Genomic DNA, 21,281 nt, shown 5'->3' on the forward strand with positions numbered 1-21,281 from the left:
TCTAGACGCCGTAATGCTCGCGATACCAGTGCACAAAGCGGGCAACGCCCTCACGGATGCCCGTGCGCGGGGCGAATTCCACCCAGTCGTTGAGCGCATCGACGTTGGCAAAAGTGGCCGGCACGTCGCCATCCTGCATGGGCAGCAGCCGCTTGTCGGCTTGGCGTCCAAGAGCTTCCTCCACGCATCCGATGAATTCCAGCAACGGCACCGGCTCATGGTTGCCAATATTGAAGACGCGATAGGGGGCGCGACTGCGGCCGGGATGGGGGGCTTGGGGATTGAAGTCCGGGTCTGACGTGGCAGGGCGGTCCAGCACCCGGATCACACCCTCGACAATGTCGTCGATGTAGGTGAAGTCACGCCTCATCTGGCCATGGTTGAACACGTCGATGGGGCGGTTCTCCAGGATGGCCTTGGTGAAGAGAAACAAGGCCATGTCGGGCCGTCCCCATGGGCCATAAACCGTGAAGAAGCGCAGGCCCGTGGTGGGAAGCCCGTAGAGATGGCTGTAGGTATGCGCCATCAGCTCATTGGCTTTCTTGGTGGCCGCATACAGGCTTACCGGGTGGTCCACGCCGTCGGATTCCGAAAAAGGCATGCGCACATTGCCACCGTACACGCTGGAGCTTGAGGCATAGACCAGGTGCCGTACTTGCCCGTGGCGGCAGCCCTCCAGCACGTTCATGAAGCCCAACAGGTTGCTGTCGGCGTAGGCGTGAGGATTGATCAATGAATACCGAACGCCTGCCTGCGCCGCTAAGTGAATCACGCCTTCAAACGCTTCGTTCTTGAAAAGCGCCTCCATGCCGCCGCGGTCAGCGATGTCAAGCTTGGAGAAGCGGAAATTGGCGTGGGGTTGCAAACGCTGCAGGCGCGCCTGCTTGAGATTGACGTCGTAGTAGTCGTTGAGGTTGTCAATGCCTACGACTTGGTCGCCGCGCTCCAGTAAGCGCAATGCTGTTGCCATACCGATAAATCCCGCGGCGCCTGTAAGCAAGACCTTCATAACTTCCCTTCAAATTGAATATGCAAAAAGGCTTGGACCCGTTTTCAGCAATCCACCAAATTCACGTTGTATGGCTGATACGTTCATCACGAAAATGAGATTTCGCATTGTGCAAGCCGTTGTCTTCAGGAGGCTTGACTCTTGTCTTACTCATCACCTGTGAGCTTGAACGTTTCATTTTTGCTCGGTGCCAGTGTGCAAAGTTGCCAGCTTGCCTCAGAGATGTCCCTCATTCAGGGCATTGCGTAAGCCGTTCGAGCACTTGTGACTGATAAATCCTGCAAAATTGTACGAAGAGCCGGCAGTCCCTTCCGAGAGGTGGACGTCGTGCAACACGGGTGGCGGCGGCATGCCGAACCATCCAGAGTCTTGGCTGGTTTCTGGTGCTGGTGGGAGGGGTAACAATGAAGCGCAAGCAATGCGTCCGGTCCGGTCGCGCAGTGATCATGGCTGCCGTGCTGGCTATGTTGGGTGCCTGTGCGAGCCAGCCGGACTTTCCGCCGGCGCCCGCGACAGCCGGCACTGACGACTATTCCTACCTCATTGGGCCGGGCGACACCATCAACATCATTGTGTCGCGCAACCCCGAGCTCTCCATGCCCGTGCCGGTGCGTCCGGATGGCAAGATCGCCACGCCGCTGGTGGACGAACTGGTGGCACAGGGAAAAAATCCGCAGCAGCTGGCCCGTGAAATCGAACAGGCGTTGGCCAAGTACGTGCGTGATCCGGTTGTGACGGTCATCGTCACAAATTTTGTTGGGCCCTACAGTGAACAAGTGCGCGTCGTGGGGCAGGCCGCCAAGCCGCAATTCCTGCCATACAAGCAGAAAATGACGCTGCTGGATGTGATGATCGCCGTGGGTGGGCTCACCGACTTTGCTGCCGGCAACAGTGCCACCATTCTGCGCACGGCCGAAGGCAACAAGCAGTACTCGGTGCGATTGAAGGACCTGCTCAACCGCGGAGACATCTCCGCTAACGTCGAAATGCGTCCGGGCGACATCCTCATCATTCCCCAGAGCTATTTCTGACGGCTGCCTGTTGCGAGGCTGCTGGCGGCCGCGGGACCACGATGCCGGGTCCCGCTTGGTGTACTTAAAGGAATCTTGATGGAAGAGCTGCTTGAGCAGCTGTCTGCTTTCTCGCGCGGCATGTGGCGCTTCCGCTGGCACGGGCTGGTTGTGGCCTGGGTGGTTGCGGTGGTCGGTGCCACCGTGGTGTGGCGCCTTCCCGATCGTTACGAAGCTTCGGCGCGCATCTACGTTGATACGCAATCCATCCTGCGCCCGCTGATGTTGGGTTTGGCCGTGCAGCCCAACGTGGATCAGCAGCTGCAAATGCTCAGTCGCACCCTCATCAGTCGCCCCAATGTGGAGAAGCTCATCCACATGGCCAATCTCGACCTGAAAGAAGCCTCCATTCCCGAGCAGGAGGCCCTGATTGAATCTCTGACCAATAAGCTCTCCATCAAAGCTGTAGGCCGCGACAACTTCTACCAGCTCAGCTATCTGGATTCCAATCCGGAAAAAGCCCGCCGTGTGATTCAGTCGCTGGTTTCGATTTTTGTGGAATCCAGTTTGGGCGCGAGCCGCAAAGACACCAACTCGGCCAAGCTTTTCCTGGACGAACAGATCAAGGCATATCGCGCCAAGCTGGAGGAGGCTGAAACCAGGCTCAAAGAATTCAGGCTGCGCAATATCGAATTGCAGACCGGCTCTGGCAAAGACAGTGCCAACCGCTTGACCGAACTGAGCGGCTTGCTTGAGCAAGCCAAACTGGAGTTGCGTGAAGCCGAAACTGCGCGAGACACCGCTCGAGCACAACTGGCCGGCAAGTCGGTCGTTGCGGCCAGCGGCAGCGCTTCGGCTTCCGTGGACAGCGCCGCGCTGGCGTTGGCAACGCCGGAGATCGACGCACGTTTGGAAGCGCAGCGGCGCCACCTCGACGAGTTGCTGCAGCGCTTCACGGATCAGCATCCGGAGGTGCTTTCCACGCGGCGGCTTCTCAAGGATCTTGAGGAGCAGAAGCGGCGCGAGGTGGATGACCTGCGCCGATCGGCAGCTGCTTCCGGCAGCGCCATAGTTGCCACAGGCAGCAATGCCAGTCCCGCGGCATTGGAGCTTTCAAAGCTTTTGGCCTCGTCGGAGGTGCAGGTCGCCACACTGCGTGCTCGCGTGGCCGAGTTCACCGCCCGCTATGCCGTGGCCCGTGAGCAAATGAAGACGGCCCCTGCCCTGGAGGCAGAGGCTGCGCAGCTCAACCGCGATTACGACATCCACAAGAAGAACTACGAAGGACTGGTCGCACGGCGCGAGTCCGCCACCATGTCCGGTCAATTGGAGGATGCAGGCGTGGCCGAGTTCCGGCTGATAGACCCGCCGCGTGTGCCGCCCAAACCTGCCGCCCCCAATCGGCTGCTTTTGCTTCCGGTGGTGCTGGTAGCCGGATTGGTGCTGGGTGTGGTCATCTCTTTGGCGATGAGCCAGCTGCGCCCTGTGTTTTACCAAGGTGGTGAATTGCGCAACAAGCTGGGATTGCCATTGCTCGGCGTTGTGACGCTGGTGATGACGGAGACGCAACAGCGTCAGGAGCGGCTGGACCGTTTGCGTTTCCTCGGGGCTCTGGGTGCGCTGGTGGGGGTGATGCTGCTGGTCATGGCCGCTACAGCGTTGAAAACCATGAAATGAGGCCATGAGCAGTTTGATAGAACAAGCCGCTGCACGCTTGGCGCAATTGCGAAATGCTGGCGTGGCCGATCCGGGGCAGACCACGGCACTTCCCGCTGTACAGGACCCCATTGCAGGCGTGGTGCCGACCAGTGACGCCGGCAATGCGTCATTGCAGCCCAGCGATTTCCCGGGTTTCACTGCTGCACCAGAATTTCCGCCTATGCCGGAATTTCCGCCGGTGCATGAGTTTCCCGAAGTTCAACTGCCCGAACTTCCAGCCATTCCTGCTGCGGTTTTTCCTTCTTCACACGCTGCATCTGAAGCCGCATCTGCTGTCAAGGCGCAGGGTGGTTTTTTTCACGAAGAACGGTCTGTGCCGTCCGCCATTGCGGCAACGGCCATGCCGGCGGCCACTGCAGGCGCTGCTTCTCGCCTGGTGCAAGCCACATCGCGTCGCGTGGAGCTGGATCTGCAACGCTTGGCGGCTCTCAACTTTGTGACGCCTGGGTCGCCGCGATCGCGCATCGCGGACCAGTACCGAGTGATCAAGCGCCCACTGATCGCCAATGCGTTGGGCAAAGGTGCTGCCCCCGTTGCGCATGGCAACCGCATCATGGTGACCAGCGCGCTGCCAGGCGAGGGCAAGACCTTTACCGCGGTGAATTTGGCGCTGAGCATCGCTGCGGAGCTGGACACGACCGTGATGCTGGTGGACGCGGACGTTGGCCGACCATCCGTGCTCAAGACGCTGGGCTTGGCTCCGGGGCCCGGGCTGCTGGATGTGCTCGAAGGGCGTGCCACCATGCCGGAGGTGCTGCTGCGCACCAACGTGGACAAGCTCACGCTGCTGTCCGCCGGTACGCTGCACGACCGCGCCACCGAGGTGCTGGCCAGCGATGGCATGCATGCGCTGCTGCAGGAAGTGGCGCAGCGTTACGACGATCGCGTCATCATCTTTGACTCGCCTCCGTTGCTGCTGACCACGGAGGCGCGTGCTCTGGCCAGCCATATGGGGCAGGTCATCATTGTGGTGCAGGCAGGCCAGACCAGCCAGTCCGATGTGCAAACCGCGCTTGCAACCATTGAGTTTTGTCCTGTGAAGTTGCTGCTGCTTAATCAGGCGCGCGGCACCAAGCTGGATGCCTACGCAACAGGATACAAGTATGGGTATGGCTACGGATATGGTCAGGAGCATGGTGATCAGGCGGCCTGAGACCTGTGTTTCACCGCGGAGCGCACGGCGATGAAATCCTTTGCGCATCGCCGAGCGGCCTTGCCTGTGCTTGGGTGTCTGGCCGCAGCGAGCATGCCGTTGTGCGCACAACAGCTTGCCCAGCCTGCATCCGGTGTCGTGCAGCCGTCGCCGGTGCCGCAGCTGGAGCAGACTTCCACTTCTCAGCCCACGACTTTCGTCGAGGCCAAGCTGACTTTGGGGCAGACGATCACCAGCAACGTGGCGTTGAAAAGCGGCGGGGACAGCGATGCCATAACGCGCATTTCGCCCGGGTTGTACGTCAGCAGCCACTCCGGCAGAGTGCAGGGCTTTTTGAACTATGCCCTTGCTGGGGTGGCCTACGCCCGCACCAGTGGCTCCAACAGCTTGAACCACCAGTTAAGCGCCAACGCAAGCGCGGAACTGTTGGAGCGGCGCGCGTATATCGATGCGAAAGCATCGATCATGCAGCAAGCCGTCAATCCGCTCGGGGTCGACTCCGAGGACAGCCAGCTGGGACGCAGCAACCGTTCGGAAGTCAGGACCGTACAGCTGGCTCCTCGCGTGGAAGGGCGCCTGGGCGACTTGGCTAACTGGGATGCGAGCGTGTCGCATCGCGCCACGCACAGCGTTTCCGCGTCCTCTTCCGATTCTTCGTCCACGCAATGGCGGTTGCAGGTTGGCAACGCCGCGCAACAGCGGACCACAACGAGTTGGACGGCACAGCTCTCGCACAACGTGCAGGACTTCAGCCTTGGCCGCCGTACTGCGAACGACATTGCTCGTGGCGTGGTGGATTGGCGGTTCGCTCAAGATGTGTTTGCTGGCGTCATTGCGGGTTACGAGTCCAGCGACATCGCCAGCGAGGATATGCAGGGGCGGGCAACTTACGGTCTTCGCGCGGGCTGGGCCCCCAGCGAGCGCACGAATTTGTTTGCGGAAACGGAGAAGCGGTTCTTCGGCAATGCCCACACACTCCGCTTCTCCCATCGCATGGCCCGCTCCTTGGTGAGCTATAGCGACACGAGAACGATTTCCTACGGATTAGGGCAACCGCTCACGGTGGGGCACAGCACGGTCTATGATTTTTTCGATCAGCTCTACACCTCCAGTGAACCCGATGCCAGCGCGCGTGAAGCCAAGGTGTTGCAGGTGCTTCGTGATAACGGGTATTCCGCAACCGACGCGACCAACCTGCTTCCTGCGTTCCTGAGCTCGTCGGTGACGCTGCAGCGGGCGCAGCAAATGACCTATGGCTGGACGGGCGTGCGTGACACATTCACTGTTTCACTGCAGCAAACCACGGGCCGGCGAGTGGACAATCGAGAGGTCTTCGGCGATCCCTTCTCGGTCAACAGCGGCATCCGGCAGCGTGGCTTGTCGATGTCGCTGGCCCACAGGCTCACGCCTTTGTCTACGCTCACGCTGGGGCTGACCCAGCGGCGCAGCATTGGCGACGTGAACAGCAGCAAGCTGCGCTCGATGACGGCCCAGCTTTCGACCAAGCTGGGCCCCCGTACCAGTTTTTCCCTGCTGGCCCGACGGGCAAGCTCTAAAGGCAGTTCGCAGCCATACACCGAGTCGGCGCTGGTGGGCACGTTTGCGATGACGTTCTGACCATCATGTACGAAGCATTCTTTGGGCTGACTTGCAAGCCATTCCAGCTCAATCCCGACCCTGCTTTCTATTTCGCCAGCAAGCAACACCGGCGTGCCAAGGCCTATCTTGACTATGGTGTGCTGCGCAACGAAGGTTTCATCGTCATCACTGGTGAAATCGGTGCCGGCAAGACCACGGTGCTGCGAGGATTGCTGGAGGGGCTGAACCAGAGCAACGTGGTGGTTGGCCAGCTCGTGACGACGCAGCTCGATGCCGAAGACACGCTGCGCATGGTGGGCGCGGCTTTTGGCCTGCGCGTCAAGGACGTGCCCAAGTCGGAGCTGCTCATTGCGCTGGAGGCGTTCCTGCTGAGCATGGCGCAGGAAGGCAAACGCTGCTTGCTGATCGTGGACGAGGCCCAGAATCTGTCGATGCGCGCGGTGGAAGAGCTGCGCATGCTCTCCAACTACCAGCTTGGCAATCAGTCGCTGCTGCAGAGTTTCCTGCTTGGGCAGCCCGAGTTCCGGCAGATCTTGCAGCGCCCGGAGATGGAGCAGTTTCGCCAGCGCGTGGCCGCCACCTGCCACATCGGCCCGCTGGATTTGGAAGACGCGCAACACTACATCGAACACCGGCTGCGCTGCGCCGGTGCTGCTCCCGGTGTGCCTGAGTTCGAGTCTGGCGTCATCGAGGCCGTGCATCAGGCCGGTGCCGGAATTCCGCGGCGCATCAATGCGCTGTGCGACAGGCTGCTGTTGCTGGGATACCTCTCGGGCAGCACGCGCTTGACGCTCAAGGACATCGAACAAGTCGTGGCGGAATTCGCCAGCGAAGCCGCGTTGCCTGGCAGCACGCCTGCGGGGATGGCGACAGGGCTTCAGTTTGGCGCCGTTCAGCCGATGTCAGAAGAGGTTGCTCGGCTGATCGCGTTGCAGCATGGCGAAAGGTTGCAGCGGCTTGAGCAAAGTCTGCTGCGCCTGGAGCACATCAATTTGCAGACGCTGACTTTGCTGCAGCGACTATTGGGAGAGGGCGAGCAGCGCAATGCCGGCAAGCCTGAGGAAAACCAGGACTGAAACCAGCCTGTGCGTCATTGGGCCAACAACAACATGCGACAAGCCCCTGTTACCAACGCCTTCACCATCGATGTCGAGGACTATTTCCAGGTCTCGGCATTTGCTCCGCACATTCCGCGCAGTGAATGGGAGCTGCGCGAATGCCGAGTCGAGCGCAACGTCGAACGCATTCTGGACATGCTGCGGCGGCGCAAGGTGCATGCGACGTTCTTCACGCTAGGCTGGATTGCGCAGCGCTATCCGCATCTCGTGCAAGCCATCGTGGCTGGCGGCCATGAGCTTGCCAGCCATGGTTGGGACCACCAGCGTGCCAGCGATCTCACGCCGCAGGCGTTTTTCGAGGACGTTCGCCGTGCCAAGGCGCTGCTGGAGGACCTCGGGGGCGTGCCGGTATTGGGGTACCGGGCGCCAAGCTTTTCGATAGGGCGCGCCAATCCCTGGGCCTTTGACGAACTCGAGCGCGCAGGCTACCGCTACAGCTCCAGCGTCTATCCCATCGTGCACGACCATTACGGCATGCCCGAGGCCCCGCGCTTTGCGTTCGACGCCACCACGCGTGGCTTCATGGAGGTGCCGCCCACCACGCTGCGCCTGCTCTCGCGCAACCTGCCGTGCAGCGGGGGCGGTTATTTCCGGCTGCTGCCTTACGGCGTCTCGCGCCGGATGTTGAGGCATGTCAACGAGGCCGAGCGCCAGTCTGCGATCTTCTATTTTCATCCGTGGGAAATAGATCCCGATCAGCCTCGCGTGGACGGCGTGGGCGCCAAGGCGCGCTTTCGCCATTACTTGAACCTGCAGCGCATGGAGTCTCGGCTGGAGCGGCTGCTGGCTGATTTTCATTGGGGCCGCATGGACCGCATTTTTCTGGGCACGGGCTCCCTCAACGCATGATCCAAATCGAATTGCTCGCCGCAGGCGACAAGCGCGCCGCGGCGCAATGGGACGAGTTCGTCTTTGCCTGTCCTCAGGCCACGTTTTTTCATCGCGCCGGATGGCAACGCGTGCTGCAAGAGGCGTTCGGCCACCAGACGCATTTTCTTCTCGCGCGGCGGGCCGGCGCCATCGAGGGCGTGCTGCCCCTGGCGCATGTGCGCAGCTGGCTGTTCGGCAGCTCGCTCACCAGCTTGCCCTTTGCCGTGTACGGCGGCGTGGCCGCCACCAGCAACGACGCTGCACAGGCGCTTGAGGAGCATGCCGACCAGCTGGGCCGCAAGCTGGGCGTGCAACACCTGGAGCTTCGCCACACGTCGCAGCGGCATCCCGACTGGCCGGCGCAGGACCTCTACGTCACTTTCCGCAAGGAACTGCTGGAAGACGAGGAGGCCAACATGCTGGCCATTCCGCGCAAGCAGCGGGCCATGGTGCGCAAGGGCATCAAGAACGGCCTGACCAGCGAGGTGCACCGGGACGTAGGCCGCTTCTTCGGACTCTACGCCGACAACGTCCACCGCCATGGCACCCCGGCGTTGCCTCGCCGCTACTTTCAGCTGCTGCAGGCCGAGTTCGGCGATGCACTGGAGCTCATGGCCGTCAATGGCCCGGATGGGCAACCATTGAGCGGCGTGCTGAGCTTCTACTTTCGCGACGAAATCCTCCCGTACTACGCAGGCGATGCCGTTGCCGCGCGCGATCTGGCTGCCAACGACTTCAAGTACTGGGAGCTCATGCGCCATGCGTTGGCGCGCGGCGCCAAGGTTTTCGACTACGGGCGCAGCAAGCAGGGCACGGGCTCTTTTGCCTTCAAGAAGAACTGGGGTTTCGAGCCCACGCCGCTGCACTACGAATACCGTCTCTACAAGCGCGATTCGGTGCCGCAGAACAATCCTTCCAACGCCAAGTACAAGCTGTTCATTGAAGCTTGGCGCCGCATGCCCATCGCGCTGGCCAACCGGCTTGGGCCGCTCGTGGTGCGCAGCCTGGGGTGAGCCGTGCTCGTACTGTGGTTCCAGGCCCTGTGCAGGTCGTTGTCGGAGCAACGCCGATGAGCGCCGTGCTTTCGCTGCCTGAGCGCAAGCGTTGGCTGCGCGCGCTGTTGGCGCTGGCTGCGGTGCTGGCTGCGCTGCTGTGGCTTTACCGCGATACGGCTCTGGGCATGGTGGGGATCTGGCTGCGCTCGGAGACGTTCACACATGCCTTCACCGTGCCGCCGATTGCCTTGTGGCTGATCTGGAGGCGGCGCGCGCGGCTGGCGACGATGGTGCCCAAGCCGGAGCCATGGCTGCTCGCGCCCATGGCCGCCGTGGCGCTGGCATGGCTGCTCGGATACCTGGCTGCGGTCAATGCGCTGACGCAGTTCGCGCTGGTCACGCTGGTGGTGCTCAGCGTGCCTGCGGTGCTGGGATGGCAGGTGGCGCGCGACATTCGCTTCCCGCTGCTGTTCCTGTATTTTTGCGTACCGTTCGGCGAATTCCTCATCCCGCTGCTCATGGACGGAACGGCGGACTTCACCGTGAAGGCATTGCAGCTGTCGGGCATCCCGGTGCTGCGTGACGGCTTGCAGTTCACCATCCCCAGCGGCCACTGGTCGGTCGAAACGGCATGCAGCGGCATTCGCTACCTGATGGCTTCCCTGATGGTGGGCGTGCTGTTCGCGTACCTGAACTACACGTCCACGCTGCGGCGCTGCGTGTTCGTGGGCGTTTCCATCGTGGTGCCCATCCTGGCCAATTGGATGAGGGCGTACCTGATCGTGCTGGTTGGGCATCTCAGCGGCAACGAGATCGCCACGGGTGCCGATCACCTGGTCTACGGCTGGCTTTTCTTTGGCATCGTCATCCTGCTGATGCTCTCCATAGGCGCGTTCTGGTCGCAGCCGGAGCATGCGCTGGAGGCCAGCGATCCGGCGCCGCCCGCGCAGTCCGCCGCTGGTGTGGGGGTCAGCCTGTCAGTGGCGGTCGCAGGTGTGCTGGCCGTGCTGGCGCTGCCCCATGGACTGTTGGCCCGGGTGCAGGACGTCGCGGCGCCCAGCCTGTCAGGCGCAACAGCCCTGGTGGCGCCGGCCCAGGGGTGGGCTTCGACCACGCAAGCGCCGGCCGACTGGCAAAACCTTTACGTCAACCCAACCCTGCGGCTGGAGCGCAACTTCGTGCGCGATGGGCGGCATGTCGGCCTGCAGTTGGCCTACTACGCCGCCGAAACGCCTGACAGCAAGCTCGTGAGCTCGGCCAATGCCTTGGGGCAAGGGAAGGACGGCCCCTGGGCCCAAGTACAGCGCGGCAGCCAGACGACGCAGGTGGGCGGCCGCTCCATCGCCTGGCGTACCGCCGAGCTGCGCCATGTGAGCGCTGCTTTGGACGACCAGAACAGCGGCCGCGTGCTGGTGTGGCAGCTCTATTGGGTCAACGGGGAGCTCACCGCAAGTGAAGCCTGGGCCAAGGCCTTGCTGGCGCTCAACCGCCTGGCCGGTCGTGGTGGCGATGGCGCGGCCATCATGGTGTACACGGAGCGCATCTCGGCGGACCAGGCGACGCAAACGCTGCAGGATTTCGTCCGCGACCACTTGGACGCGCTGCTGGCCGGGCTGCGCCAGGCGCGCCATGGTGAGCGCAGCTGACCCAGGGCCGGGCCCGGCAGGCCAAGCCCAGCAGACGGCTCGGCAACGGCTTCAGCCGTCATCGCCGGCAGCCCTCCTGACGGACGTCCTGGTGGTGCGCCGTCCGGACGAGCTTGCGCCCGATGCCCTGGCACTGCTGGCGCAGGCCGAACACGCGGGCGTGGAGCTGGGTGCGGCCTGGTATGCCAACTTCGTTGCCAGCTTGCCTGAGCTGGGGGCGCTGGCGCATTTCCATGTGCTGCGGCAGGCGGGGCGTGCGGTGGCGGTACTGCCTGTGCTGGCCGCACGGCATGGGCAGCCCGCCGTGCCGCGAGGACGCGTGCAGTCGCTGGCCAACTACTACAGCGCGCTTTGGGCGCCGGCGCTGGATTCGGCCCTCACCCCGGAGCTGCTGGCCGAGCTGCTGCGCCATGTGGCGCGTTGGCACGCGCCGGTACACAGCCTGCATTTCGCCCCCATGGATCCCGGCTCGCGCGCCTGGAGCCTCATGCAGGACGCGCTGCGTCTGGCCGGTTGGGGACGTTGGGATTTCCTGGCCTTCGGCAACTGGTACCTGCAGGTGAGCTCTGACTGGGCCGGCTACCTCGCGCAGCGGCCCGGCGAGCTGCGCAACACGTTGCGCCGCAGTGAAAAGCGCCTGCTCAAAGCCGGCGCCCAGATCGAGATCGTCTGCGGTGGCGAGCGGCTGGCAGCGGCCCTGCGGGCCTACGAGCATGTCTATGCCGCCAGCTGGAAACAGGCCGAGCCTCATCCGGGTTTCATGCAGGAGCTCATACGCTGCTGCGCCCGGCAGGAGTGGCTGCGCTTGGGCGTGGTCTGGCTGGAGGGGCAACCCATCGCGGCACAAGTGTGGATAGTCGCCCACGGCAAAGCAGCCATCTACAAGCTTGCTTACGACGAAGCCTTCAAGGCGCTGGGCTCCGGCACGGTGCTGACCGCGCGCTTGATGCGGCATGTGCTGGAAATCGATGGCGTCGCGGAGGTGGACTACCTCATGGGCGACGACCCTTACAAGCGCCACTGGATGAGCCATCGCCGGGAGCGGCGGGGGCTGCGCGCCTACAACCTGCACACGGTGCCCGGCTTGGTGGGTGCGGCGCGGGAGGGTTTGACGACGCTGTTGCGCCCATGGCTGCTCAAGCTTCGCGGCAGAAAACAGCCGCCAGCATCTTTTCACGCCTGAATTGTGTCAACTTGGTTACTTATTGGCCCGATTGCCGGCGCAATCGTTCACGCCTTCCTATTTCTCCGGTGCAATGCTCGGGTCTGTTTCATGGGTGTTACAAATTAGAATTCCAGCTTTCAAGTGTGCGTGGGCGCTGAATGGGTTGCGCTGCGCGAGGCTTTGGACGGGGGCGTGCTTGGGCGCGTTTCCGCTGGCTGGTGACCGGGTGCCGCAGTGGCGTGGAGAAAGTCGAGTTTGGTGATGGCAAAGACCGCAACGGGCTGCTTGGGCTGGAGCGAAGGGGCGCACGGGTGACGGACATGACCGACGTGCACGCCCTTGAGCGGACGGATCTGCGGCCACAAGGCGCTGTGCGGCCGCTGGTGTTGCACGTGGTCTACCGCTTTGACACCGGGGGCCTGGAAAACGGGATCGTGAACCTCATCAACCACATGCCGCTGCAGGCTTACCGGCATGCCGTGCTGTCGTTGACGGCGGTCACGGATTTCAGCCGCCGTGTGCAGCGCAAGGACGTGTCGTTCATCGCGCTTCAAAAGGGACCGGGCCATGCCATTGGCCTGTATCCGCGCATGTACCGTCTTTTCCGCGAGCTGCGCCCAGCCGTCGTGCACACCAACAACATTGCCGCGCTGGAGTGCGCGGTGCCCGCCTGGGCCGCCGGCGTGCCCTTGCGCATTCACAGCGAGCATGGCTGGGACGTGTCGGACCTTCACGGCAGCAATCCGCGCTATCAAAAGGTGCGCCGCCTGTACCGTCCCTTCGTCTCCCACTTCGTCGCGGTGGCCTCTGACATCCAGCGCTACCTGGTGGAGAAGGTGCGCGTGCCGCAAGGCCGCGTGAGCCTGATACACAACGCCGTCGACACCGTGCGCTTCCATCCGGTGGAAGGCGAGCAGCCCACGCCGATCCCGGGCTGTCCCTTCTCGGCCCAGCGGCATTGGCTGGTGGGCACCGTGGGCCGCATGCAGGAGGTCAAGGACCAGCTCAACCTCGTGCGGGCCTTTGCCCACGCGCTGCGCGAGCAACCGGCGCTGCGCGAGCGCATGCGGCTGGTGATGGTGGGCGATGGCCCGCTGCGCGCGCAGGCGCAGGCGCTGCTGCAGGAGCTTGGGCTGGCCGACCTGGCCTGGCTGCCCGGTGAGCGCAGCGACGTGCCGCAGGTGATGCGTGGCCTGCACTGCTTCACCCTGCCGTCCAAGGCCGAAGGGCTTTCCTACACGCTGCTTGAAGCCATGGCCAGCGGGCTGCCCGCCGTGGTCACCGCCGTGGGCGCCAACCCCGAGCTCATCGCCAACGGCGTCACCGGTGAAACCGTGCCGCCCAACGACCCACAGGCCCTGGGCAGCGCGCTGGCGCGCGTGGCCGGCGACCCCGGGCAGGCGCGGCGCATGGGGCGCACCGGGCGGCTGCGCGTGGAGAAGGATTACGGCCAGCAGGCCATGGTGGCGGACTACCAGTGCCTTTACGACCGGCACCGAGCTCGGAGCAACTGAACGACATGTGCGGCATCACCGGCCTTTTTGACACTCGTGGCGTGCGCAACTTCGAGCGCGCGACGCTGCAGCGCATGAACGATGCCCAGTTTCACCGCGGCCCCGATGCAGGCGATCTGCATCTGGAGCCCGGGGTGGGGCTGGGGCACCGGCGCCTGTCCATCATCGACCTGGCCACGGGGCAGCAGCCGCTGTTCAACGAAGACGGTTCGGTGGTCGTGGTCTTCAACGGCGAGATCTACAACTACCAGGAGCTGGTGCCCGAGTTGCAGGCGCTGGGCCATGTGTTTCGCACGCACAGCGACACCGAGGTGATCGTGCATGCCTGGGAGTCCTGGGGGGCGGAGTGCGTGCAGCGCTTTCGCGGCATGTTTGCCTTCGCGCTGTGGGACCGCAACCAGCAGAGCTTCTTCATCGCGCGCGACCGCTTGGGCGTCAAGCCGCTGTTTTACGCGCTGCTGGACGATGGCACGCTGGTCTTCGGCTCGGAGCTCAAGACGCTGCTGGCGCACGGCGGGCTCAGGCGTGAGCTGGACCCGCTGGCGGTCGAGGAGTACTTTGCGCTGGGCTACGTCGCCGAGCCGCGCTGCATCTTCCGCCAGGCCCGCAAGCTCGAAGCCGGGCACACGCTGCTGCTGCGTCGCGGCCAGCCGTTGCCCGCGCCCAAGCCCTACTGGGACCTGCGCTTCACGCTGCAGCGGCGCGTGGGCCTGGAGGAGGCCTGTGCCGAGCTCGATGCGCGGCTCAAGGAGTCGGTGCGGCTGCGCATGATTGCCGACGTGCCCTTGGGCGCCTTTCTTTCCGGCGGCGTGGACTCCAGCGCGGTGGTGGCGCACATGGCCGGGCTGTCGCAGTCGCCGGTCAACACCTGCTCCATGGCGTTCGCGGACCCGGCCTACAACGAGGCCGAGTTCGCCAGGATGGTTGCCGAGCGCTACCACACCAACCACCATGTGGACATGGTGGACAGCGAGGACTTTGGCCTCGTGGACACGCTGGCCCGGCTGTACGACGAGCCCTACGCCGATTCTTCCGCCATTCCCACCTACCGCGTCTGCCAGCTGGCGCGCACCCACGTGAAAGTCGCGCTGTCGGGCGACGGCGGCGACGAGACCTTTGGCGGCTACCGCCGCTACCGCATGCACCTGATGGAAGAGCGCATGCGCCGCGCCTTGCCCCAGGGCTTGCGCGGGCCCATGTTCGGCCTGCTGGCGCGCATGTATCCCAAGGCCGACTGGGCGCCGCGCGTGCTGCGCGCCAAGACCACGTTCGAAGGCATGTCGCGCAGCGCCGTGCAGGCCTACTTCCACAGCCTCGCGCAGTTGCGCCAGCCGCAGCGCGACCAGATCTTCAGCGACGCGCTCAAGCGCGAGCTCGGCGGCTACTCGGCCGAGGCGGTGTTCGAGCGCCACGCGCGCAAGGCCGGCACGGACGACCCGCTGGCGCTCATCCAGTACATCGACCTCAAGACCTGGCTGATCGACGACATCAACACCAAGGTTGACCGCGCCAGCATGGCGCATGGGCTGGAGGTGCGCGAGCCGCTGATGGATCACGAGCTCGTGGAGTGGTGCGCCTCGCTGCCCTCGGCGCTCAAGATCAGCGGCCAGGAAGGCAAGCACTTCTTCAAGAAGGCCCTGGAGCCGCGGCTGCCGCACGACGTGCTGTACCGGCCCAAGATGGGCTTCTCGGTGCCGCTGGCACGCTGGCTGCGCGGCCCGCTGCGCCAGCGCGTGCGCGACTCGCTGCTGGGCGGTGCCATGGCTGCCACGGGCTGGTTCAATGCCCGCGCGATCGGCCAGCTCATTGCGCAGCACGAGTCCGGGGCCGGCGACCACAGCCGCGCGCTGTGGACGCTGCTGATGTTCGACGCCTTCCTGCGCAACGTGGCCGGCGTCGGTGCCGCCAGCGAGGTTCGCGGCCTCGACTTGGCGCCGGCTTGAGACCCGTCACGCAGCTTTAATACCTGTCGTATTGCAATACGTGTTCACCCCAGCGGGACACCCGTCATCGAAAGAGCACACATGAAGATTTCCGTTTTTGGCCTGGGTTATGTCGGCGCCGTCTCGTGCGGCTGCCTGTCGGCAATGGGTCACGAAGTGATCGGCGTTGACACCAACCCGACCAAGGTCCGGCTCATCAACGAGGGGCGTTCTCCGGTGGTGGAGGAGGGCATCAACGAGCTCATCGAAGCCAACGTGGCCGCCGGCCGGCTGCGCGCCACCGACGACATGGTGCACGCGGTGATGAACTCCGAGATGTCGCTGATCTCCGTGGCCACGCCCGCGCTGCCCAACTTCGTGCCTGACCTGAGCGCGGTGGAGGCGGTGGTGCGCGACATCGGCGAGGTGCTGCGCGACAAGCCCGGCGCCCACACCCTGGTGCTGCGCAGCACGCTGCCGCCGGGCACGACCGAGCAGCGGCTGCTGCCCATCCTGACCAAGGCCGCCGGACGCGAGGTGGGTGACCGGCTGTCGCTGGTGTTCAACCCCGAGTTCCTGCGCGAGGGCTCCTCGGTCAAGGACTTCAACCAGCCGCCGCAGACCGTGGTGGGCAGCCTGGACGAGGCGGGCTACGTGGCCATGGAGCAGCTCTACGCCGGTGTGCCCGGCGAGTTCGTGCGCACCAGCGTGCGCGTGGCCGAGGCCGTCAAGTACCTCTGCAACGTGTTCCACGCGCTCAAGATCGTGTTCGCCAACGAGGCCGGCGCCGTGCTCAAGGCACTGGAGGTGGACTCGCGCGAGGTCATGCGCATCTTCTGCCAGGACAGGCAGCTCAACATCTCGCCGGCTTATCTCAGGCCGGGCTTTGCCTTCGGCGGCTCGTGCCTGCCCAAGGAGGTCAAGGGCTTCCTGACGCTGGCGCGCCAGGCCGACGTGGCCGTGCCCACCATGGCCGGTCTGCTCGACAGCAACGACGCCCACATCGGCCGTGCCTTCGACGTGATCGCCGCCAAGGGCCGCTGCCGCGTGGCGCTGTTCGGCCTGGCCTTCAAGCCCGGCACCGACGACATGCGCGACTCGCCGCTGGTGGTGCTGGCCGAGCGGCTCATAGGCAAGGGCTTCCCGCTGGCCATCCTCGACCCCAACGTGCAGCTGGCGCGGCTGCTGGGCAAGAACAAGGAATACATCGAGCGCGAGGTGCCGCACCTGGAACACCTGCTGCGCAACTCCGCCGAGGAGGCGATGGAGGGCGCGGACGTGATCGTGGTGGGCCATGCCGACCCCGAGGCGCGCCAGGCCATCCTGGCGCATGCCGGTGCTCGCCGCGTGATCGATCTTGCGGGCTACGAGGCCTTGCGCGCCGTTGGCCCGGCCTACGAAGGGCTTTGCTGGTAAGCCGCTGCCGCCCAGGCCCGGCACGGTGGTGCCGGGCGCGAAGAATCATCAAGGAAAGCAATCAATGAAGGTCACTGTCATCGGTACGGGCTACGTGGGCCTGGTCACGGGCGCCTGCCTGGCGGAAATGGGCAACCACGTGGTGTGCCTGGATGTGGACGAGCGCAAGATTCGCGTGCTCCAGGACGGCGGCATCCCGATTCACGAGCCGGGGCTGGAGGCCATCGTGCAGCGCAACGCGGCCATGGGCCGCTTGCAGTTCACCACCGACGTGGCCCAGGCGGTGGCGCATGGCACGCTGCAGTTCATCGGCGTGGGCACGCCCCCGGGCGAGGACGGCTCGGCCGACCTGCAGCACGTGCTGTCCGCGGCGCGCAGCATCGGCGCGCACATGACGGACTACAAGGTCATCGTGGACAAGAGCACGGTGCCCGTGGGCACGGCCGACCGCGTGCGCGAGGCCGTGGCCCAGGAGCTGGCGCGCCGCGGCGTGGACGTGGCCTACGCCGTGGTGTCCAACCCGGAGTTCCTCAAGGAAGGCGCGGCGGTGGGCGACTTCATGCGGCCGGACCGCATCATCGTGGGTGCCGACGACGAGCGCGCCGTGCTGCTCATGCGCGCGCTGTACGCCTCGTTCACGCGCAACCACGAGCGGCTGCAGCTCATGGACGTGCGCAGCGCCGAGTTCACCAAGTACGCTGCCAACGCCATGCTGGCCACGCGCATCAGCTTCATGAACGAGCTGGCGCTGCTGGCCGAGAAGGTGGGCGCGGACATCGACATGGTGCGCCGCGGCATCGGCAGCGACCCGCGCATCGGCACGCACTTCCTGTACGCCGGCGCGGGCTATGGCGGCTCGTGCTTCCCCAAGGACGTCAAGGCGCTGGTGCGCACCGGGCAGGAGTACGGCGTGAAGCTGCGCGTGCTCGAAGCCGTGGAGGAGGCCAACGACCTGCAAAAGCACGTGCTGGGCCGCAAGGTGGTGGAGCACTTTGGCGAAGACCTTGCCGGACGCACGTTCGCGCTGTGGGGTTTGGCCTTCAAGCCCGACACCGACGACATGCGCGAGGCGCCCAGCCTGGTGGTCGTCGACGACCTGGTGCGCCGCGGCGCGCGGGTGCAGGCCTACGACCCCGTGGCCACGGAGCAGGCGCAGGTTGCGCTCAAGGGCGTGCCGGGCGTGAGCTTCGTCGACAGCGCGCAGGCGGCGCTGGCCGGTGCCGATGCGCTGGTGATCGTCACCGAGTGGCGCGAGTTCCGCAGCCCGGATTTTGACGCCATGCGTGCGGCGCTCAAGCAGCCGCTGGTGATTGACGGGCGCAACCTGTTCGAGCCGGCGCTGCTCAAGGCCCACGGGCTGGAGTACGTGGCCATTGGCCGCAGCCAGGCCAACGGGGCGCGCTCCGCATGAAAATCCTCTACCACCACCGGACGGCCTCGCGCGATGGGCAGGCGGTGCACATCGACGAAATGATCCACGCGCTGCGCGAGGCGGGGCATGAGGTCCACGTGGTGGCCCCGGCGGCGCCGCCGCCGGGCAAGGACATGGGCGGCCAGGTCTGGTGGGTGCGGCTGCTGCGCACGCTGGTGCGCAGCAAGGCTGCGTACGAAGTGCTGGAGCTGGCGTATTCGCTGGTGGCTTACCGGCGCTTGATGGCCGCGGCGCGCAGCTTCAAGCCGGACGTGCTGTACGAGCGCTACAACCTCTACATGCTGGGGGGGCTGATGGCCAAGCACCGCCTGGGCCTGCCCATGCTGCTGGAGATCAATGCCCCGCTGGCCGACGAGCGCCAGCGCTACGGCGGGCTTGGGCTGCCGCGCATGGCGGCGTGGGCCGAAGGCAAGGTCTGGCGTGGCGCCGACGTGGTGCTGCCCGTGACGCAGGTGCTGGCCCAGAAGTACGTGATGGGCCGCGGCGTGCCGGCCGAGCGCATCGTGGTCGTTCACAACGGCATCAACGAGGCGCATTTCGGGGCGGCTCCGTCGCCGCAGCAGGCCAAGAAGCAGCTTGGGCTGGAAGGCGCGCTGGTGCTGGGCTTCACCGGCTTCGTGCGCGACTGGCACGGCGTGGACCGCGTGCTGCGCTGGATGGCCGGCCCGTCGGCGCCGGCCAATGCGCGGCTGCTGGTGGTGGGCGACGGCCCGGCGCGCTCCGACCTGGAGCAGTTGGCCGCGCAACTGAATCTGGGCGAGCGGGTGCGCTTTACCGGGCTGATCGGCCGGGAGCTGGTGCCCGCGCACGTGGCCGCCTTCGACATCGCGCTGCAGCCCGCGGTGGTGGAGTACGCCTCGCCGCTGAAGATGTTCGAGTACCTGGCGCTGGGCAAGGCCATCGTGGCGCCGCGCGTGCCCAACATCCAGGAGCTGCTGGTCGATGGCGAGAATGCCCTGCTGTTTGACGACAAGGCGCAGGGCGCGCTGGAGCAGGCGCTGACCCGGCTGTGCGCCGAGCCCGCGCTGCGCGAGCGCGTCGCGGCCGGTGCGGCGGCCACGGTGCCCCGCATGGGCCTGACCTGGCGCGGCAACGCGCAGCGCGCAGTCGATCTGGCGCGGCAGCTGCTGAGCCGCGGCAGGCCGTCCTCCGGCGTGGCGCATGGCAGCGCCGGCGCCGGCAAGTGAACCGCCCGCACACCGGGCATGTGCTCCAGCGCCGTATTCCAGGCCCGCATTTCAGGTGAACCGATGACGATTGCTGTGATGGACGCGGGCCGCGCCGGCCCGCCTGTGGGCGCATGAACCGCCGCATCCGTACCTTGCTGTTTTCCACGCTGTTCCCCAACAGCGTGAAGCCCGTGCACGGCATCTTCGTCGAGACGCGGCTGCGCGAGCTGCTCAAGAGCGGGGCGGTGGAAACCAAGGTGGTGGCGCCGGTCCCCTGGTTCCCGTCAGCCAACCCCCGCTTTGGCGAGTACGCGCGCTGGGCCGCCGTGCCCAAGCGCGAGACGCGCAACGGCATCGACGTGCTGCACCCGCGCTATCCGCTGCTGCCCAAGGTGGGCATGACGACGGCGCCGCTGGCGCTTGCGCTGGCCGCGCTGCCCGCGGTGCGGCAGTTGCAGGCCGAGGGCTTTGACTTCGACGTGGTGGACGCCCACTACTACTACCCCGACGGCGTGGCCGCGGCGCTGCTTGCGCGCTGGCTGGGCAAGCCGCTGTCCATCACCGCGCGCGGCACCGACCTGAACCTGTTGCCGCAGTACGCGCTACCGCGGGCCATGATGCATTGGGCCGCCCGCCGCGCCGACGCCTCCATTGGCGTGTGCTCGGCGCTGATGGACGTGCTGCGCGGCTGGGGCATAGACGGGCAGCGCTTGCACGTCATGCGCAACGGCGTGGACCTGGAGCGTTTTCGCCCGCTGCCGCAGGCGCAGATGCGCCAGGAGCTGGGCCTGGACGGCGCGCCGCTGCTGCTCTCGGTGGGCCTGCTCATCGAGCGCAAGGGCCACCACCTGGCCATCGAGGCCATGCCGGCCTTGTTGCAGACGCACCCGCAGGCCCGGCTGGCCATCGTGGGCGACGGCCCGGAGCGCGAGCGGCTCAAGGCGCTGGCGCGCAACCTGGGCGTGCAGGCGCGCGTGAGCTTCGTCGGCGCCGTGCCCAACGAGCAACTGCTGCGCTGGTACAGCGCGGCCGATGCGCTGATCCTGGCTTCCAGCCGCGAGGGCTGGGCCAACGTGCTGCTGGAGGCCATGGCCTGCGGTGCGCCGGTGGTGGCCACGCGCATCTGGGGCACGCCGGAGGTGGTGACGCCGCAGTCCGGCGGCGTGCTGTTCGAGCCGCGCGAAGCCGCGGCGCTGGCTGCGGCGCTGCAGCAGTTGCTGGCGGCCATGCCGGCGCGGGAGGACGTGCGCCGCTATGCCGAGGGGTTCAGCTGGCAGCAGACCACGCAGGCCCAGCTGGCCCTGTTTGGCCGCCTGGCGGGCCTGTCCCTGAGCAGCACCTGAGGCCTGCGCGCCGTTGGGCGCTTCGTTGAAGTTACCAACCTGTAACGCTCATTCAGGCGTTGAAGGCCGGGCCTGCTGTGATTTCCGTCAACGGGCAGGCCGGCTTGCGCCACCGCATGTTCGGGAGAACCCTTGTCAAGCCTCCATAATTCCGAGCTGCTGCACGAGGACGGCAGATTGAGTCGTAACGAACGGTTGTAT

16 protein-coding genes are annotated in these 21,281 nt (G+C 65.4%); 15 read left to right on the forward strand and 1 reads right to left on the reverse strand.

Features of this window, described 5'->3' with window-relative positions:
- Position 1 precedes the first annotated feature (1 nt).
- Entirely contained in the window at positions 2–1,009 is a 1,008-nt protein-coding gene (locus SM757_RS22685; RefSeq protein WP_066339561.1) for an NAD-dependent epimerase, read from the reverse strand.
- Positions 1,010–1,413: 404 nt separating this feature from the next.
- On the opposite strand from SM757_RS22685, the gene SM757_RS22690 reads away from it, so the two are divergent.
- From SM757_RS22690 to SM757_RS22760, 15 genes are all read left to right on the forward strand, one after another.
- On the forward strand, positions 1,414–2,040 hold the full coding sequence (locus tag SM757_RS22690; RefSeq protein WP_066339570.1) for an XrtA/PEP-CTERM system exopolysaccharide export protein: 627 nt from the start codon (positions 1,414–1,416) through the stop codon (positions 2,038–2,040).
- A 78-nt stretch (positions 2,041–2,118) separates the two neighbouring features.
- Positions 2,119–3,696, forward strand: a complete 1,578-nt coding sequence (locus SM757_RS22695) for an XrtA system polysaccharide chain length determinant (RefSeq protein ID WP_322467143.1) — start codon at positions 2,119–2,121, stop codon at positions 3,694–3,696.
- 4 nt (positions 3,697–3,700) lie between these two features.
- Complete coding sequence (locus SM757_RS22700; protein ID WP_322467144.1) at positions 3,701–4,891, forward strand: XrtA-associated tyrosine autokinase; 1,191 nt, start codon at positions 3,701–3,703, stop codon at positions 4,889–4,891.
- Between the two features lie 30 nt (positions 4,892–4,921).
- Positions 4,922–6,508 (forward strand): TIGR03016 family PEP-CTERM system-associated outer membrane protein, encoded by a 1,587-nt coding sequence (locus tag SM757_RS22705; RefSeq protein WP_322467145.1) that lies wholly within the window; start codon positions 4,922–4,924, stop codon positions 6,506–6,508.
- Positions 6,509–6,513: 5 nt separating this feature from the next.
- A complete protein-coding gene (locus tag SM757_RS22710) occupies positions 6,514–7,566 on the forward strand; it encodes an XrtA/PEP-CTERM system-associated ATPase (RefSeq protein ID WP_066339575.1) in 1,053 nt (350 codons plus the stop codon).
- Between the two features lie 33 nt (positions 7,567–7,599).
- On the forward strand, positions 7,600–8,457 hold the full coding sequence (locus SM757_RS22715; protein ID WP_066339606.1) for an XrtA system polysaccharide deacetylase: 858 nt from the start codon (positions 7,600–7,602) through the stop codon (positions 8,455–8,457).
- Positions 8,454–9,491: a FemAB family XrtA/PEP-CTERM system-associated protein gene (locus SM757_RS22720; RefSeq protein WP_066339578.1), complete on the forward strand. Its 1,038-nt coding sequence runs from the start codon at positions 8,454–8,456 to the stop codon at positions 9,489–9,491. The genes SM757_RS22715 and SM757_RS22720 overlap by 4 nt, the downstream gene beginning before the upstream one ends.
- 56 nt (positions 9,492–9,547) lie before the next feature.
- A complete protein-coding gene (xrtA, locus tag SM757_RS22725; protein ID WP_322467146.1) occupies positions 9,548–11,119 on the forward strand; it encodes an exosortase A in 1,572 nt (523 codons plus the stop codon).
- 91 nt (positions 11,120–11,210) lie between these two features.
- Positions 11,211–12,302, forward strand: coding sequence for a GNAT family N-acetyltransferase (locus SM757_RS22730; protein ID WP_322467147.1), 1,092 nt, complete (start codon positions 11,211–11,213; stop codon positions 12,300–12,302).
- Between the two features lie 302 nt (positions 12,303–12,604).
- The gene (locus SM757_RS22735; RefSeq protein ID WP_322467148.1) at positions 12,605–13,798 is read left to right on the forward strand and encodes a TIGR03088 family PEP-CTERM/XrtA system glycosyltransferase; all 1,194 of its coding nucleotides are present in this window, start codon (positions 12,605–12,607) and stop codon (positions 13,796–13,798) included.
- 5 nt (positions 13,799–13,803) lie between these two features.
- Complete coding sequence (locus tag SM757_RS22740) at positions 13,804–15,741, forward strand: XrtA/PEP-CTERM system amidotransferase (RefSeq protein ID WP_066339587.1); 1,938 nt, start codon at positions 13,804–13,806, stop codon at positions 15,739–15,741.
- A gap of 81 nt (positions 15,742–15,822) precedes the next feature.
- Positions 15,823–17,136: a nucleotide sugar dehydrogenase gene (locus tag SM757_RS22745; protein ID WP_322467149.1), complete on the forward strand. Its 1,314-nt coding sequence runs from the start codon at positions 15,823–15,825 to the stop codon at positions 17,134–17,136.
- Between the two features lie 64 nt (positions 17,137–17,200).
- Positions 17,201–18,547, forward strand: a complete 1,347-nt coding sequence (locus tag SM757_RS22750; protein ID WP_322467150.1) for a UDP-glucose dehydrogenase family protein — start codon at positions 17,201–17,203, stop codon at positions 18,545–18,547.
- Positions 18,544–19,755 carry a glycosyltransferase family 4 protein gene (locus tag SM757_RS22755; protein WP_322467151.1) on the forward strand — a complete coding sequence of 404 codons (1,212 nt, stop codon included), beginning with the start codon at positions 18,544–18,546 and terminating at the stop codon, positions 19,753–19,755. The genes SM757_RS22750 and SM757_RS22755 overlap by 4 nt, the downstream gene beginning before the upstream one ends.
- Positions 19,756–19,868: 113 nt before the next feature.
- Entirely contained in the window at positions 19,869–21,080 is a 1,212-nt protein-coding gene (locus SM757_RS22760; protein ID WP_066341996.1) for a glycosyltransferase family 4 protein, read from the forward strand.
- Positions 21,081–21,281 lie beyond the last annotated feature (201 nt).

The sequence above is a fragment of the Azohydromonas lata genome (assembly GCF_034427735.1).
GTDB lineage: Bacteria > Pseudomonadota > Gammaproteobacteria > Burkholderiales > Burkholderiaceae_C > Azohydromonas > Azohydromonas lata.